This window comes from Cupriavidus sp. FW305-3-2-15-C-LB2 (assembly GCF_058787575.1).
Genome location: NZ_JBYSZW010000029.1, coordinates 47,123 through 61,674, shown reverse-complemented (window position 1 = coordinate 61,674; position 14,552 = coordinate 47,123). Strand labels below are relative to the sequence as shown.

The window sequence follows — 14,552 nt, the reverse complement described above, 5'->3', positions numbered from 1 at the left end:
GTTCCGGTGGTCTCATGCCGTCAGTGAAAGCCCGTGGCGATCCCGCCGTACAAGAACACAGTATGCGCCGGACTCGAAGGCACCGGCTTGGGCGACACGGCAAAGGCTGGCATGGCGCCATGTTAGAGGGCCCCGCAGATGGTGGCATCGGCCGCATCTGCGCCGCGCGCCGCCTTGGTATGGCGTTCCAATCAGTCCTTGAGCGCGAGCGCAGCTTCCGGCGCGCGGAGGAAGCTGATCGCCAGGCGATTGAACGCATTCATCAGGCTGATGGCGGGGGCAGGGGGGATCACTCCGAGCGGATTCATCGATGCCCTTGACAAAAATACCAATTGGTATATTCTGGCTTCCATGAATAAAGCTCAGCGAACCCGCCAGTTCATCGTCGAGAAGACAGCCCCGATCTTCAACGTCAAAGGCTATGCCGGTACGTCCCTGGCCGATATGACGGAGGCCACCGGGCTGACGAAGGGCAGCGTCTACGGCAACTTTGCCAACAAGGAGGAAGTGGCCCTGGCTGCTTTCGATCACAACTGGAAGCAGGCGCAGGCGGCAGTCCGGGCCGTAATGGCCACGAGAGAAACCAGCAAGGAGCAGCTGCTCGCATTGACAGGCGTGTATGAAAGCCTGCCTGAGGAATTCCCCGTGGGGGGATGCCCGCTGCTCAACACAGCGATTGAAGCCGACGACACGCACCCGGCCCTGCGCGAGAAAGCCATGGAAGCTTTCCGGGGCTGGAAGACGCATCTTGTCAAAGTCATCAAGGCAGGGATTGCTTCGCAGGAGTTCCGCAAAGACGTCGATGCCGAGCAGACTGCCGTCACGCTGATTGCATTGATCGAGGGCGCCATCATGATCTCTCGCCTCACAGGCAACGCTGGCTACAGCAAGGCCGTGATGTCGGCGGTAGAAAAAACCATCGTCGATCTGAAGTGATTTTTTTCGACCAAAAATATACCAATTGGTATTTTATCTGCCAAAGGAAGCAACCATGAGCGTGCAGCTGAAACGGAAAGTCGCATTCGCCCTGTCGATGGGAGTCGTGACGACAGGGATCATTTCCTTTGTCCTCCTTACTCTCAATCTCGGATTCTCGGAAGGATTTGCCCTGACGTGGCTGCGTTCCTGGGGCATCGGATATGTGATCGTCATTCCCGCCATCCTCCTGGTCGGTCCGCGTTTGCAAACGCAGGTCGATCGCCTGATTCACTGAGCCGGCAGGCCCGCATCGAGGACCACTGACATGTCCAGGTCATTCCTGCCACGGCTGCTTGCCTCCGTTCTCGTCCTCGGCGCTTTGATTGCGTCGGGATGCGCCCACCACGCCAACAAGCCGGTACAGAAAGCCGAGATCGGATTCATCAAACTCGACTCGGACATCTCGCTCAGGACGATGGTGGTGCACAACCCCAGTCCGAAAGGGACCGTTCTCTTCCTGCATGGATTCCCGGAGACCCTGTACGCCTGGAAGGACATTGCCCTGGCTCTCGGCGATGACTACGAAGTACACGCCATCGATTGGCCTGGCTACGGCCTCTCATCACGACCAACGGCCGACAAGTTCTCCTATGCGCCCAGAGACTATGCCCGGGTTCTGAAGGAGTACATCCGCAAGGCGGGCATCGACACGTCAAAGCTCACGATCTACGCAACGGATATCGGAGCCTTGCCTGCCCTTCTCCTGGCTATCGAGGAGCCGGACATTGCCAGGACGATCATCGTGGGCGACTTCGCCCCGTTCAACAGACCTCGTTACATGTACGAAAGCCTGCAGAGCCTGAAGTCGCAACCTTCGGCCGAGCTGGCTCGTGTTCAGTTGAACAAGAATCGCGAGGATGTTCTCCAGAATGCCTACAGGCGCGGCTTGGCCAGGGAAGCGCAGTTCGACATATCCGGCGAACTCAAGGACGACATGTCACGCGGATGGAGCCATGGGGAGATGACGTCAGCGGACGCCTTCTATCACTACTACTTGCACTTCACGCGGGACCAGGAGTATTTCGAGGCGAACCTGGGCCGGCTCAAGACGCCCGTGAAGGTAGTCTGGGGTGAGAAAGACATCTACATCAATAAGGACATGGGCATCGAGTTCGCCGAAAAGGCCCATGCAGCGTTCACCCTGCTTCACGGGGTTGGGCACTACCCGCACCTGCAGGACCCCCAGCAAACCGTGGCAGAGATTCGCGCTTCATTCCGGTAAGCCCGCATTGCGAGCGGGGCCCGGGCAGCCGACCTCGTCTGAGGACGACGGGATCCCGCACGACACATGAGCGCCCCTCGCCCACGACCTTCCCAATATTCCCATCCGTCGTCAAGCACGACAAGGAAACCTGCCCATGAAAATGACCCGAATCTTCGCCGTGTCCCTGCTTATCGCCGGCAATGGTTTGCTTCTGCCAACGGCTCAAGCGCAAACTCCGGGAGTCCACCGCACCGATCTGGTCCAGCGCGAACTCAGCGTGCCCGGTCGTGAGGGCGTACAGGTACGCGTCGACTTTGATCCCGGCGCATTCGCACCGAAACATTCGCACCCCGGGGAAGAAATCGCCTATGTCCTGCAAGGGACGCTGGAATACCAGCTCGACGACAAGCCGCCTGTCACGCTGAAGGCCGGTGACGCGCTGTTCATTCCGGCCGGGAGTGCCCATTCGGCGCGGAATGTCGGCAGCGGCAAGGCGTCTGAACTGGCAACTTACATCGTCAGGAAGGGTGTGCCTCTGGCGGTGCCCGCCAGGCAACCTGGATCGGCCACCGCAGAATAAGGGAGGCTTGCAATGAACACGGAATGGTCCAACCAGGCTCCCGACCCGTCGCGCCGAACTTTACTATTGGGCGGCGTGGCGACGGTAGCGCTCTCCATGCTTTACCCGCCCCTGACTACCGCTGCGCAGGAAAAATCCGGGCTTCCCGTGGCATCAGATGCGATCCGCCCATTCCGTGCGCACGTCCCGCAAGCGGCCCTGGTCGATCTGCGCCGCCGCCTTGCCGCTACGCGCTGGCCCGATCCGGAAACAGTCGGCGATCGGTCCCAGGGCGTACAGCTTGAAAGATTTCAGCCGCTCATGCGCTACTGGGCAACGGGCTATGACTGGCGCAAGGCCGAGGCAAAACTTAATGCCTGGCCGCAGTTTGTGACGAACATCGACGGCCTGGACATTCATTTCATCCATGTCCGCTCGCGCCATGCAAACGCGATGCCGCTCATCATGACCCACGGCTGGCCAGGGTCGGTCTTCGAGTTGCTTAATGTCATTGGCCCGCTGACGGACCCCACCGCGCACGGCGGCACTGCGAACGACGCGTTTCATCTGGTGATTCCGTCGATTCCCGGCTTCGGCTTTTCACAGAAGCCCGCAGACACTGGCTGGAATCCGGATCGCATCGCACGCACCTGGGACGTGCTGATGAAGCGGCTCGGATATGCGCGCTACGTTTCGCAGGGAGGCGACTGGGGCGCCATCATCTCCGACGCACTTGGCCGTCTGGCGCCTGAAGGACTGCTTGGCATCCACGTCAACCGCATCGAGCGCGCCACGACGTTGCCACCGGCAATAGCCATGGCGCTGAAAAGCGGGGAGCCTGCGCCGGCAAACCTGACCACCGAAGAAAAGCAGGTGTTCGACGAGGCGAGGGATTTCCTCAACAAGGGATTCGGTTACGCGGCCATCATGCAAACGCGGCCGCAGACCATCGGCTTTGGCCTGGCCGATTCGCCAGTGGGGCTGGCAGCGTGGATCTATGACAAGCAGGCCGACTGGGTATTCACGCGTGGCGATCCTGAGCGGTCACTGGACCGTGACGCGATCCTTGACAACATCTCGCTCTACTGGCTCACAAATACAGGCGGGTCGAGCGGACGGATCTACTGGGAAACCAGTGCCGCCCCGGCAAGGAATTCCCCCATCACCGTTCCAGTGGCAGTGACCGTCTTCCCTGGCGAGGTCTACCGGCCACCGAGGCAGTGGTTGGCACGAGCCTATCCAAACCTGATCTACTACAACCGCGTTGCCAAAGGCGGTCACTTCGCGGCTTGGGAAGAACCGGAGCTGTTCAGCGCGGAGCTACGATCTGCGTTCCGATCGTTGCGCTGAGCGGAAGACGCTGTGCAGGAACGGTGTCGGCCCACGGTGGACGTTGCGCAACTCGCGTCACGCTGCTTGCCGTTTGGCCGGCACAACCGTTCCTATGTACACCGCCGGCACATCGAGCGGTGTACCGGACGGACTCAGCGGGTACCTCGTTCACCGATGCCGGAATGGAGCGTCACGAGCGTTCTCTGCTCTCATGTCGGCAGACAATGTGTCAATCAAGGGACAAGAAGCCTCATTGCCATTGGCGTGGCATTGCCCAATGAGATTCTTCAGTTCCGCTCGCATTCGTCGCAGATCCTTCATTCTTTCCTCAACAAGACTGAGCTTTTGCTCGGCCAGTGCGCGGGCTGTGCTGCACGTGCTGCCATCGTTCTGTCGCAGCAGTACCCGGATTTCATCCAGGGTGAACCCGAGCGACTGGGCCTGGCGAATGAAATGAAGCCGCTGCAAGCTCTGCTGCGAATACTGTCGAATGGCGCCATAGGCACGCTCCGGCACCGGCAGCAGGCCGCACCGATGGTAGTAGCGTACCGTCTCCACGCCAACACCAGCCGCCTTGGCCAGCTTCCCGATTGTTAGTGTGTGCTCCATCGCTTGACTCCGTACCTTGGTACGGACCTACGCTACGCCTAAACCGCACATACGGGAAGGGCGGATTGCGTTTCGATGGGTAACGACAGGGATCGGAGCGCCAGGCACGGTGACCGTCTGCTGCCCATCGGCCGTGAGGCAAAGAGAAATGATGAGCGCCGTCAAGCTGCAGTCAATCATCACCTGCCCCAAGTGCGCGCATGCAAAAGAAGAAACCATGCCCATCGATGCCTGCCAGTGGTGCTATGAGTGCGAGTGCTGCCACGCGATGCTAAGGACCAAGGCCGGTGATTGCTGCGTCTTCTGCTCATACGGCAGCGAAAGGTGCCCGCCCATGCAGCAGCATTCCTGCTCGTGTGTTCGCCGACGCAGGTACAGCGATGCACGACGTACCCTCGATTCGGCTCCCCCCGGATGATCCCGCCTCTTACCCAGCTCCGCTTGCCAGCGGAACATGTTTTTGCTCGACATTACGCGACGCCCGTTATACGTCGCGGGGAATTCAGAGAGGGGTCATTATGCAATCGCGGATCATTCGCGTTCTGCCCGCAGAAGATGGTTGGGCATTGGAGTTCGGCGGCCTCAATATAAAGGCCCAGAAATTTCCGACCATGGAGGCGGCAATCGCTGCGGGTTGGGGGGTGGCCAGACGAGAGAACGCCGAATTGCACATACATCGTCACGACGGGGATGTGCAATTGCGCAACGCGTGCGGCGACGAGCAACAGGAGGCGCGGCGGTGACGCCGTACTAGCTGTGAAGCGGCGAAAAAGGGCAAGGAGAACGCCTGGGAAAGGGTGGTGAGCTCAAGTGATGTTTTGGGCGCACATTTGCCAGGCAGTGTCTGCCAAATTCCTTGAGGGGAGATACTGTCCGGCAGATCCGCTCGAACGGCCACGCTTGATGCGGCTTCCACGAGGACTGTCTGGCGGTGCCGAAGCACCGCCAGACCAGAGGCATTGCTATCCCGCAAGCGGCCCGGCCGCCATCAAGGTATCCAGCTTTGCCTTCACCATTTCAAGCAGGCAGAGCGCGCTGAAGCACGCTTCCGAGCGCACGCTTTGCTGCTCCAGCAGTACGAGTACGCCATCAATGCCGGCACGCACTTCATGCAGGCACGCGTTGGTTTCGATTGCATCGACCATTACTGACTCCATAGCAGGTTAAGGCGCGCCACTCATTTGAAGGTGAAGGTGAAGGTGGCGGGCCAGACAGCGAGGGTGGAAACCAGTCTCCGGGAAAACCAGCCAGCCTTGCGGCTGCCTCGCCTGGCCCGCCATGGAACGATGCGTTCATGCGAGCACGCAGGAGTGCCGTATGGGATGCGACTCTCCTGCCCGGAGACACCTCGGGTTTCCACGCCCGGTCACCGGCGATCCGATGACGCAACCAGTATTTCCTGCCAGAGTCATGCAGGCGATAAGAGATGTCGCATTCGGAAGAGGCGGGCGAAGCTTGCGGCAACTCAGGCGAGTCGGAAATCGTTGAGTCTTGGAATGCGAGGTGGTCGCGGCATGGAACTAAGCCAAATTATGCGTTCCCGATCCCGCCAGCGAAGATCTTTGGCAGGGATCCGTCCACACTATGCTCCCCCACCTGAGCCACAAAATCCTCCCCCTCCGGCAACCCCAACGAAAACTTCACCGGAAAATTCACAGCAATCCCGCCTTCCGCGGGTACGGACCGCACCACCTCCCGCGCCTGCACATGCGGATCCTCAAACAGCGCCGTCGCCCCCAGCAATGGCGAGAACGGAATATCCAGCGGCCCGAAGAACGCCTCCCACTCGGCCAGGTCGCGCGTGCGGAACACCGCCGCCATCAGGTCATTGACCTCCACCTTGTGCCCGTACCGTCCGGCACGCGTGGCAAAACGCGGATCGCGCAGGGCCGGGAACTCATCACCCAGCGCCTCGCACAGGTTGACCCAGAACTTGTTCTCGAGGATGCCCATCGCCAGATGCAGGCCATCGCGCGTCTCGAAGAGATCGTTCTCCGGCATCACGGTAGGGGATGCCTGCGGCGATGCCTCATGCCCGCGGGCGGCCCAGGCGCCATGGGCGGTCCACGACAGGATCGCGTCATGGATCGAGACATCCAGATGTTGCCCCTGCCCGTTCTGGTGCGCACTCATGATCGCCACTGCAAGCGACAGCGCCGCGTAGCCGGATGCGGCGTAATCCGACACCCGCACGCGCGGGCGCGAGACCTTGTCGTGCACCTGCACCGGCGTCGCCCAATAGCCGGCCAGCGCCAGGTAGTTCAGGTCATGCCCGGCGTGGCTGGCATAGGGGCCAGTCTGGCCGAAGCCCGAGACCGAACACAGCACGATGGCCGGATTGACCGCCGCCAGTGCTTCATAGCCCAGCCCGAGTCGCGCCATCACGCCGGGGCGGAAGCCTTCCACCACGGCATCGGCATTGCGGACCAGGTCAAGGAAGGCTTCGCGGCCAGCATCGGTCTTCAAGTCCAGCGCTACCGAGCGTTTGCCGCGATTGAACTGTGCAAACACCGTCGGACCAAGCTGCCGCGCAGTGTCGCCGGTGCCGGGCTGCTCTACCTTGATGACATCGGCACCCAGTTGCCGCAGCAGGCTGCATGCGTGCGGACCGGGCAGCAACTGGCTGACGTCGATGATGGTGACGTCCTTGAGGCAAGACCATTCTGACTTCATACAGCGCCCTGGGGGGAGAACGAAAGAAGGGGTGCCGCACGCGCGGAAGGTGGCGTGCGGCGCGGGGCGGACCGGACGCTCACCCCAGGTCGCCGACCATGCCGATCGACTTCATCAGGTCGCCGTAACGCGCGTTGTCGCTGGCGACAATGGTGCCGAACTGCGCGGGCGAGGCGCTGCGGCGCAGTTCGCCGGCATTGGCCTTGAGCTGGGCATCAAACACGCCGGCCGTCTGCAGGGCGCCGACGGCGGCATGCAGCTTCTGGGTCAGTTCGGCCGGGAAGTTGGCCGGTGCGAACAGGCCGCTCCAGTTGTCGATGACAAAGCCCGGGGGCAGGGCTTCGGCCATGGTTGGCACGTCCGGGAAGAACGGCGAACGGGTGGCCGCAGTGACGGCAAGCACCCTGACCTGGTTATTGCGCACGTATTGCGTTGCGGTGCCGAGCACCGGCATGCCGAACTGGGTTTGTCCGGTCAGCATGGCGGTGATGATTTCCGGCGCACCCTTGTAAGGGATATGCACGGCGTCACAGCCGGTCTGGTGCAGCATGGTTTCCACCGCAAGATGGGCGATGCTGCCCTTGCCGCCGGAGCCGTAGTTGAACTTGCCCGGCGCTTTCTTCATGGCGGCGATCAGTTCGGCAGCGGTCTTGTAGGGCGACGAGACCGGCACCACCAGCGCGGACGGTCCGCCGGACAGGGCCGTGATCGGCGTGAAGTCGTGGATCGGATCGTATGGCATCTTGCGGTACATGTGCACGTTGATCACGTGCGCATTGGCCAGGATGCCCAGCGTATAGCCATCGGGCGCGGCCCGGCGCAGCGCGCTGGCGCCGATGATGCCGCCGGCGCCGGGCATGTTCTCGACCACCAGCGGCTGGCCGAGCTTCTTGCCCAGCTCCGCCGACAGCGTGCGGGCCACGTTGTCGGGTGTGCTGCCGGCGATAAACGGAACGATCAGCCGGATCGGGCGGCTGGGGTAGCTGGATGAAGCGCTGGCGGCGCGGGCCGGCAGCAGCAGGCTGCCCAGCGCGGCGGCGCCGGCGGTGGCAAGCCAGTTTCGGCGGTTCATGCTTGGTCTCCGTGGTCTTGTCTTATGGTGTTCATGCCGGCGGCGACCGTGCCGCCGGCACGGTCAGGCCTTCTGCTGCTGCAGCGGTTCAAGGATAGCGCGCGCAATGGTGTTGCGCTGGATCTCGCTGGTGCCGGTGAAGATGCGGAACATGCGCAGCTTGCGGAAGGTCTGCTCCACCGGATGGCCGCGCGTGACGCCGACGTTGCCGTGGATCTGCACGGCCTTGTCCGCCACCTCGAAGCAGCGCTCCGAGACAAAGAGCTTGCACGCCGCAGCCTTCATGCGCAGGTCGGCGCCGGCATCGGCCAGCGCGGCGGTATGCGTGATCATGCTCTCGCAGGCCCACAGCGCGGCGGCCATGTCGGCCAGCATGTGCTGGATCGCCTGGAAGCGCGCGATCGGCCCGCCGAACTGGCGGCGCTGGCCGGCATATGCCACCGACGACTCATATGCCCTGGTGGCCAGCCCCAGCATGCTGGGGCAGTGCAGCAGGCGGTTCACGTTGATGCGCGACATGCCCAGCTTGAAGCCGTTGCCTTCGCCGCCAAAGATATTGGCGCGCGGCACGCGCACGTTCTCGAAGCGGATGTCGCCGTCGATATGCTGGCCCGACATCGGCACGTACTCGTTGCTTACCGTCACGCCCGGCAGGTCCAGGTCGACCAGCACCGCGGTGATGGCCGGCGGCGTGGTGGTGGCGTCGGTCACGCACATGACGATGGCAAAGTCGGCGAACGGCGCGCCGCTGATGTAGTGCTTGCCGCCGTTGATGACCAGCTCGTCGCCATCGGCCACGGCCGAGGTCCTGATGCTTTGTGCGTCGGAGCCGGAATGCGTTTCCGTCAGTGCGAAGCAGGTCGACTTCTCGCCGCGGATCACGGGCTCGAAGTAGCGCTTGAGCTGGTCCGGCGTGGCGTACTTGAGCATGTTGCCCACGCGCGGCGGGCCGCCCAGGTCGCCCAGCACGTGCGCGGCCAGGGTGGAGCCGCTGGCGGCCAGGTCGGCCTTGAGCGCGCATTGCTCCTGGATGTTCAGGCCCTTGCCGCCGAGCGATGTCGGCAGGCACGCGGCGTAGAAGCCCAGCTCGCTGGAGCGGCGCCAGACCTTGCGCAGGGTCTCGCGCGGCCACGGGTCTTCAGAGCCCAGGCCGAGTTCCTGTTCCAGCGGGCGCAGTTCTTCGTCGATAAAGCGGCGGATGCCGGCGCGGGTTTCCAGCAGTACGGGATTGGTCAGGTGATCGAACATGGCGGGCTCCTTCAGCTCAGTCCTCAATTCACGCGGCGCCCGACGCCTTGCCAGTAGCGTTCGCGCACGATCTTGCGGGCCAGCTTGCCGCTGGCGTTCTTGGGCAGCTCGGCGACGAAGTCCACCGAGCGCGGCGACTTGTAGTCGGCAATGCGCTCGCGGCAGTGTGCGATCAGTTGCTGCGCGGTGGCCTCGCGCCCGGGGCGCAGCGTGACCACGGCCTTGACGCTTTCGCCCCAGGTGTCGTCCGGCACGCTGATGACGCAGGCTTCCAGTACGTCGGGGTGCTGGTACAGCGTGGCTTCCACTTCGGTCGGATAGACGTTGAAGCCGCCGGAGATGATCATGTCCTTCTTGCGGTCGACCAGGTACAGGTAGCCGGCCTCGTCCACGCGCGCCATGTCGCCGGTGTGCAGCCAGCCATCGATGATGGTCTCGCGCGTCAGCGCGGGCTCGTTGAAGTAGCCGTGGAACACGTCTTCGCCGCGGATCACCAGCTCGCCGATCTCGCCCACGGCGACCTCCTTGCCTTGCTCGTCGACCACGCGCACTTCGGTCTCGCCCAGGGCGCGGCCGCAGGAGGCCAGGCGCTCAGGGTGGTTGGCAATGGCGTCGGCATGGTCGGTGGTGGACAGACGTGTGACGCCCGAGGTCGATTCGCTGGCGCCATAGCCCTGCGACAGGATCGGGCCGATGCGCTCCCAGGCCTCGCGGATGCGTGCCGGTGCCATTGGCGCGGCACCGTAGGCCAGGGTCTTCAGGCTGGACAGATCGGCCTGGGCCAGCGTGGGCTCGGCCAGCAGCATGTTGATCATGGCCGGGACCATGAACACGTGGGTGATGCGTAGCCGCGCCACCTCGGCCAGGAAGTGCGCGGGCTCGAATTTCTCGAACAGCACCAGCGTGGCGCCCTGGTACAGGTAGGGCTGCATCAGCATGCCGGAGGCGTGCGTGACCGGCCCGATCAGCGCCAGCCGGTCGCCGGGGCGGGCCGGGCGGTCCATGCCGGACACCATCTTGCGCAGCGCCGCCATGCGGTTGCCGTAGCTCTGCATGGCAGCCTTGATCTTGCCGGTGGAGCCGGACGAGAAGTGCAGCACGGCCAGGTCGTCGGGGGCGGGGGTGATGTCAGGCGGCGTGGTGCCGGCATTGGCCAGCAGCGCTTCATACTCGACATAGCCCGCCGGCGCATCGCCGATGGCAATAAAGGTCTCGATGCTGCCGAAGCCGGCCGTGGTGCGCGCATAGCCGGTGTAGCCGGGGCCGGCGATCAGCACGCGCGGGGTGCAGTTCCCGACCACGTCGCTGGCCTCGGCCGCGGTGAAGCGCGGGTTGAGCGCCGCCTTGACCAGACCCACCTTGTACAGCGCGCATTCCAGTTCGACCAGCTCGGGCCGGTTGCGCGACTGCACCGCGACGCGGTCGCCGGGCTGCAGGCCCAGTGCCAGCAGCGCATTGGCCAGGCGCGTTGAGCGTTGGTCCAGCTGGCGATAGGTCACCACCCGGTCCTGGTAGAGGATGGCGGGCTGGTCGCCCCAGTAGCGCGCGGCGCGGCGCAGGAAATACGCGAAACCCATGCTGTCTCCGTTGATGCCTGTTGATTCCGGTGAGCGCTTTTACGTGTGCTCGTGCGCCGTAGTCTGTAAGATGGCTGGCATCACCACAATGAAGCATTGGCTATAAAGCCATAACCATCGGGAATGTGAGGCAATGGAGACGCGGGATATCGAATACATCCTCGCCGTGGCGGCGCACGGCGGCATCGGCCGTGCCGCCGACGCGCTGGGAATCAGCCAGCCGGCGCTGACCAAGGCGGTGCAGCGGGTGGAGACCCAGGCCGGGCTGCCGCTGTTCGAGCGCACCGCCAACGGCATGACCGCCACCTACGCCGGCACGCGCTTCCTGGAGCGGGCGCGGCGCATCCAGCTGGAATACGAGGACGGCATCAAGGAGATGCTGGGCATCCGCACCGGCGAGCAGGGCATCCTGCGCGTGGGCTATTCGCCGTCGATCCCGGGCAACGTGATCCTGGGCGCTTGCCGGCAACTGGTGCGCGAGCGTCCCGTGGCACGGCTGCGGCTGCGCCGCAGGCTGGCGCGCGACCTGCTGGACCTGCTGGCGGCGGGGGAACTGGATGTGGCGGTGGCACCGGCGCCGTTGGCAGCCTCATCGACCGGCCTGACGGTGCAGCCGCTCTTTGACGACCGGCTGGTGGTGGTGGCGGACGAGGGCCATGCCTTGCTGCAGCGGCGCAAGCTGCGGCTGGCGGACCTGGCGGACCAGGAATGGCTGCTGCCCGAAGGGCATATCACGCTGCGCCAGCAGGTGGACGCGGCGTTCCGCCAGCGCGGCCTGCCGGAGCCGCAGCCGCGCATCGAGATCGACTTTGGCAGCAGTTCGCTGTTTGCGCTGATGCAGGGCACGCAGATGCTGAGCATCGCCAATGAAGGCGGCGATGCCATGCAGCACGGCCTGCGCGTGCTGCCGCTGGGCGTGGAGGAGCTGGACCTGCGCCGGAACATCGGCGTGATCTCGCGCGAGGGCGCCTACCTGTCGCCGCTGGCGCAGCGCCTGACGGTGCTGCTGAGCGAGCACAGCCGCTGAGGCAGCGGCAGGGCCACGCGGTTATTGCAGCGGGATCTTGGCCACCTCCGCCAGCCGCTTCCAGCGCTGGATCTCGTCCTTCTGGTACTGCAGCATTTCGGCAGGCGATGACAGGATCAGCTTGGTCGACTGGCGCGTGTAGTACTCGCGCACATCCGGGGCCCTGCCGGCCTGCGCAAACAGGTCCTGCAGCCGTTTCACCACTGCCGGCGGCGTCTTTGCCGAGACCGCCGCGGCTACCCAGTTGTAGGCCAGGAAGTCCGGCAGGCCGGCTTCGGCGATGGAGGGCACGTCCGGCAGCAGCGGCGAGCGCTGCGGCGCGGTGTAGGCCAGCGCGCGGACCTTGCCGCCGCGGACCAGTTCGATGGCGCCGGTGGCATCCACCACGGCGAAGTCGACATTGGCCGCCATCACGCCGTTGATGGCATCGCCAGCGCCCTTGTACGGCACGGCGGTGGTCTTGATGCGGGCCAGTTCGTTGAGCCACTCGGAGTAGAGCGTGTAGGAGATCGAGCCCGAGCCGTAATTGAGCGCGCCGGGGCGCTTGCGGGCATCTTCCAGCAGTTCCGTCAGCGTGCGGTAGGGCGAGCTTGCCGGCACGATGATCACGCATGGCCCGCGCGACAGCAGCGTGATCGGCGCAAAGTCGGTCAGCGGGTCATACGGCAGCTTGCGGAAGGTGGCGGCGTTGGTCGACAGCGTGGAATTGCTGCCGATGAAGACGGTGTAGCCGTCTGGCGGCGCGTTCAGCGCGGTCTGCACGCCAATGAAGCCGTTGCCGCCGGGCTTGTTCTCCACCACCACGCCCTGGCCGGTCAGCTCGCCGATCTTCTTGGCGAACATGCGCGCGGTGGTGTCGGTGCCGCTGCCGGAAGGGAAGGGCACGACAAAGCGGATCGGGCGGGACGGGAAGGCGTCGGCGGACTCGGCGGCGGGTGCCGCCAGCGGCGTGGCGGTGCCGATGGCCGCCAGTGCGGCGGCAGCCAGTCCAAGGAAGCGGCGGCGGGAACGGAAAACCTGTTGCATGGTGTCTCCTGAGCGTGGAATGCCCGGCGTGTTCCCGCCGGTGCAAGGGGATAAGCGGGGGGCCTAACGGCGCAAGCCGAGCAGGTCGCGTGCGATGACCCAGCGGTGCACCTCGCTGGGCCCTTCGTAGATGCGCATCAGACGGGTCTCGTTGGCCATCTGCTGCAGCGGCAGCTCCTTGGTCATGCCCATCGCGCCGAAGGTCTGCATGGCGTGGTCGATCACGTCCCACGCCATCTCGGTGGCGAATACCTTGATCATCGATACCTGCGTGCGGGCCTCGTCGCCGGCGTCGATGCGGCTGGCGGCTTCGTAGGTCATCAGGCGGCACGCGTGGATGCGCGTGGCGGCGTCGGCCACCCACCACTGGATCGCCTGGCGCTGCGCCAGCGGCGCGCCGAAGGTCTGGCGCTGCGGCGCGTACTCGCAGATCATGTCCAGCGCCCGCTGCGCCCGGCCGATGCACCACGCGGCCATCTGCACGCGGCGCGTGGACAGCCGCGCCTGCATCGGCGCAAAGCCCTGGCCCTCGGTGCCCAGCAGCTGCGAGGCGGGGATGCGGCAGTCTTCCAGCACCACCTCGTAAGTCGATGCGCCGCCGATCATCGGGATGCGGCGCTCCACCCGGAAGCCCGGCGTGCCGCGCTCGACGATAAAGGCCGAGATGCCGCCGCGCGCGCCCTTGGCCTTGTCGGTCACGGCCATGACGATGGTCCAGTCGGCGCGTGCCGCGCGGCTGATCCAGATCTTGCGCCCATTGAGCACCCAGTGCTCGCCGTCGCGTTCGGCGCGCGTGGTCATCATGGCGGGGTCGCCGCCGGCGCCGGGTTCGGAAATGGCGATGGCCGACACGGTCTCGCCGCGCGCGTAAGGGGCCAGGTAGCGCTCACGCTGGGCCTCGCTGGCGCTCAGCATCAGCATGCGCAGGTTGGGCGAGTCCGGCGGCAATTCGTAGGGCGTGATGGTCTTGCCCAGTTCTTCGTTGACACCCACCATGGCCACCGTGGGCAGGTCGGCGCCGCCCATCTCCGTGGGCGCATCCAGGCCCCACAGGCCCAGTTCGCGCGACATCGCGTCAAGCCGCGCATGCTCTTCCGGCAGCAGCGTCATCTGCCCGCCGGCGGCTTCGCGCGCCAGCACCGCGGGTTCCAGCGGGATCAGCTGCTCGCGCACAAAGCGCGCGACCAGGTCCTTGAGCATCCGGTGTTCGCCGTCCAGTTCAAAGTTCATGCCCTGTCTCCTGCTGA

Annotated in this window: 16 protein-coding genes; 8 read left to right on the top strand and 8 right to left on the bottom strand. The window is 64.5% G+C overall.

Translation table 11 applies throughout. From position 1 onward, the window contains the following. Positions 1–138 precede the first annotated feature (138 nt). From AC3WRR_RS20760 to AC3WRR_RS20740, 5 genes are all read left to right on the top strand, one after another. Entirely contained in the window at positions 139–936 is a 798-nt protein-coding gene (locus AC3WRR_RS20760) for a TetR/AcrR family transcriptional regulator (RefSeq protein ID WP_201025225.1), read from the top strand. 55 nt (positions 937–991) lie between these two features. Further along, the gene (locus AC3WRR_RS20755) at positions 992–1,213 is read left to right on the top strand and encodes a DUF2798 domain-containing protein (protein ID WP_010809618.1); all 222 of its coding nucleotides are present in this window, start codon (positions 992–994) and stop codon (positions 1,211–1,213) included. A 30-nt stretch (positions 1,214–1,243) separates the two neighbouring features. Further along, the gene (locus tag AC3WRR_RS20750; protein WP_010809619.1) at positions 1,244–2,200 is read left to right on the top strand and encodes an alpha/beta fold hydrolase; all 957 of its coding nucleotides are present in this window, start codon (positions 1,244–1,246) and stop codon (positions 2,198–2,200) included. Positions 2,201–2,336: 136 nt separating this feature from the next. Next, entirely contained in the window at positions 2,337–2,762 is a 426-nt protein-coding gene (locus tag AC3WRR_RS20745; protein WP_058698630.1) for a cupin domain-containing protein, read from the top strand. A gap of 12 nt (positions 2,763–2,774) precedes the next feature. After that, complete coding sequence (locus AC3WRR_RS20740; protein WP_454750663.1) at positions 2,775–4,091, top strand: epoxide hydrolase family protein; 1,317 nt, start codon at positions 2,775–2,777, stop codon at positions 4,089–4,091. Between the two features lie 150 nt (positions 4,092–4,241). On the opposite strand, the gene AC3WRR_RS20735 is transcribed toward AC3WRR_RS20740, so the two are convergent. Next, the gene (locus tag AC3WRR_RS20735; RefSeq protein WP_058698628.1) at positions 4,242–4,682 is read right to left on the bottom strand and encodes a MerR family transcriptional regulator; all 441 of its coding nucleotides are present in this window, start codon (positions 4,680–4,682) and stop codon (positions 4,242–4,244) included. Between the two features lie 148 nt (positions 4,683–4,830). Between AC3WRR_RS20735 and AC3WRR_RS20730 the strand changes: the two genes are divergently transcribed. Both AC3WRR_RS20730 and AC3WRR_RS20725 read left to right on the top strand, forming a co-directional pair. Then, a complete protein-coding gene (locus tag AC3WRR_RS20730) occupies positions 4,831–5,100 on the top strand; it encodes a GDCCVxC domain-containing (seleno)protein (RefSeq protein WP_492297988.1) in 270 nt (89 codons plus the stop codon). A 100-nt stretch (positions 5,101–5,200) separates the two neighbouring features. Then, on the top strand, positions 5,201–5,425 hold the full coding sequence (locus AC3WRR_RS20725) for a DUF2188 domain-containing protein (RefSeq protein ID WP_011616879.1): 225 nt from the start codon (positions 5,201–5,203) through the stop codon (positions 5,423–5,425). A 219-nt stretch (positions 5,426–5,644) separates the two neighbouring features. On the opposite strand, the gene AC3WRR_RS20720 is transcribed toward AC3WRR_RS20725, so the two are convergent. The 5 genes from AC3WRR_RS20720 to AC3WRR_RS20700 all read right to left on the bottom strand — a co-directional run bounded on the left by AC3WRR_RS20720 (position 5,645) and on the right by AC3WRR_RS20700 (position 11,252). Continuing rightward, positions 5,645–5,827, bottom strand: a complete 183-nt coding sequence (locus AC3WRR_RS20720; RefSeq protein WP_454750662.1) for a hypothetical protein — start codon at positions 5,825–5,827, stop codon at positions 5,645–5,647. 385 nt (positions 5,828–6,212) lie between these two features. After that, positions 6,213–7,355, bottom strand: a complete 1,143-nt coding sequence (locus tag AC3WRR_RS20715; protein ID WP_492297986.1) for a CaiB/BaiF CoA transferase family protein — start codon at positions 7,353–7,355, stop codon at positions 6,213–6,215. 79 nt (positions 7,356–7,434) lie between these two features. Further along, the gene (locus AC3WRR_RS20710) at positions 7,435–8,427 is read right to left on the bottom strand and encodes a tripartite tricarboxylate transporter substrate binding protein (RefSeq protein ID WP_010809626.1); all 993 of its coding nucleotides are present in this window, start codon (positions 8,425–8,427) and stop codon (positions 7,435–7,437) included. Between the two features lie 63 nt (positions 8,428–8,490). After that, positions 8,491–9,675 (bottom strand): acyl-CoA dehydrogenase family protein, encoded by a 1,185-nt coding sequence (locus AC3WRR_RS20705; protein WP_011616882.1) that lies wholly within the window; start codon positions 9,673–9,675, stop codon positions 8,491–8,493. A 23-nt stretch (positions 9,676–9,698) separates the two neighbouring features. Beyond that, positions 9,699–11,252, bottom strand: coding sequence for an AMP-binding protein (locus tag AC3WRR_RS20700; protein WP_492297984.1), 1,554 nt, complete (start codon positions 11,250–11,252; stop codon positions 9,699–9,701). 133 nt (positions 11,253–11,385) lie between these two features. Here AC3WRR_RS20700 and AC3WRR_RS20695 point away from each other — a divergent pair, with 133 nt between their 5' ends. After that, positions 11,386–12,279 (top strand): LysR family transcriptional regulator, encoded by an 894-nt coding sequence (locus tag AC3WRR_RS20695; RefSeq protein WP_492297982.1) that lies wholly within the window; start codon positions 11,386–11,388, stop codon positions 12,277–12,279. A 21-nt stretch (positions 12,280–12,300) separates the two neighbouring features. On the opposite strand, the gene AC3WRR_RS20690 is transcribed toward AC3WRR_RS20695, so the two are convergent. Together AC3WRR_RS20690 and AC3WRR_RS20685 are read right to left on the bottom strand one after the other, a co-directional pair. Further along, positions 12,301–13,305: a Bug family tripartite tricarboxylate transporter substrate binding protein gene (locus AC3WRR_RS20690; protein ID WP_010809630.1), complete on the bottom strand. Its 1,005-nt coding sequence runs from the start codon at positions 13,303–13,305 to the stop codon at positions 12,301–12,303. Between the two features lie 63 nt (positions 13,306–13,368). Continuing rightward, the gene (locus AC3WRR_RS20685; RefSeq protein WP_492294561.1) at positions 13,369–14,535 is read right to left on the bottom strand and encodes an acyl-CoA dehydrogenase family protein; all 1,167 of its coding nucleotides are present in this window, start codon (positions 14,533–14,535) and stop codon (positions 13,369–13,371) included. Positions 14,536–14,552 lie beyond the last annotated feature (17 nt).

Bases quoted from the DNA above. Each gene is read 5' to 3' on its own strand.
- AC3WRR_RS20760 (WP_201025225.1), top strand. From the start codon at position 139: ATGGTGGCATCGGCCGCATCTGCGCCGCGCGCCGCCTTGGTATGGCGT.
- AC3WRR_RS20755 (WP_010809618.1), top strand. From the start codon at position 992: ATGAGCGTGCAGCTGAAACGGAAAGTCGCATTCGCCCTGTCGATGGGA.
- AC3WRR_RS20750 (WP_010809619.1), top strand. From the start codon at position 1,244: ATGTCCAGGTCATTCCTGCCACGGCTGCTTGCCTCCGTTCTCGTCCTC.
- AC3WRR_RS20745 (WP_058698630.1), top strand. From the start codon at position 2,337: ATGAAAATGACCCGAATCTTCGCCGTGTCCCTGCTTATCGCCGGCAAT.
- AC3WRR_RS20740 (WP_454750663.1), top strand. From the start codon at position 2,775: ATGAACACGGAATGGTCCAACCAGGCTCCCGACCCGTCGCGCCGAACT.
- AC3WRR_RS20735 (WP_058698628.1), bottom strand. From the start codon at position 4,682: ATGGAGCACACACTAACAATCGGGAAGCTGGCCAAGGCGGCTGGTGTT.
- AC3WRR_RS20730 (WP_492297988.1), top strand. From the start codon at position 4,831: ATGATGAGCGCCGTCAAGCTGCAGTCAATCATCACCTGCCCCAAGTGC.
- AC3WRR_RS20725 (WP_011616879.1), top strand. From the start codon at position 5,201: ATGCAATCGCGGATCATTCGCGTTCTGCCCGCAGAAGATGGTTGGGCA.
- AC3WRR_RS20720 (WP_454750662.1), bottom strand. From the start codon at position 5,827: ATGGTCGATGCAATCGAAACCAACGCGTGCCTGCATGAAGTGCGTGCC.
- AC3WRR_RS20715 (WP_492297986.1), bottom strand. From the start codon at position 7,355: ATGAAGTCAGAATGGTCTTGCCTCAAGGACGTCACCATCATCGACGTC.
- AC3WRR_RS20710 (WP_010809626.1), bottom strand. From the start codon at position 8,427: ATGAACCGCCGAAACTGGCTTGCCACCGCCGGCGCCGCCGCGCTGGGC.
- AC3WRR_RS20705 (WP_011616882.1), bottom strand. From the start codon at position 9,675: ATGTTCGATCACCTGACCAATCCCGTACTGCTGGAAACCCGCGCCGGC.
- AC3WRR_RS20700 (WP_492297984.1), bottom strand. From the start codon at position 11,252: ATGGGTTTCGCGTATTTCCTGCGCCGCGCCGCGCGCTACTGGGGCGAC.
- AC3WRR_RS20695 (WP_492297982.1), top strand. From the start codon at position 11,386: ATGGAGACGCGGGATATCGAATACATCCTCGCCGTGGCGGCGCACGGC.
- AC3WRR_RS20690 (WP_010809630.1), bottom strand. From the start codon at position 13,305: ATGCAACAGGTTTTCCGTTCCCGCCGCCGCTTCCTTGGACTGGCTGCC.
- AC3WRR_RS20685 (WP_492294561.1), bottom strand. From the start codon at position 14,535: ATGAACTTTGAACTGGACGGCGAACACCGGATGCTCAAGGACCTGGTC.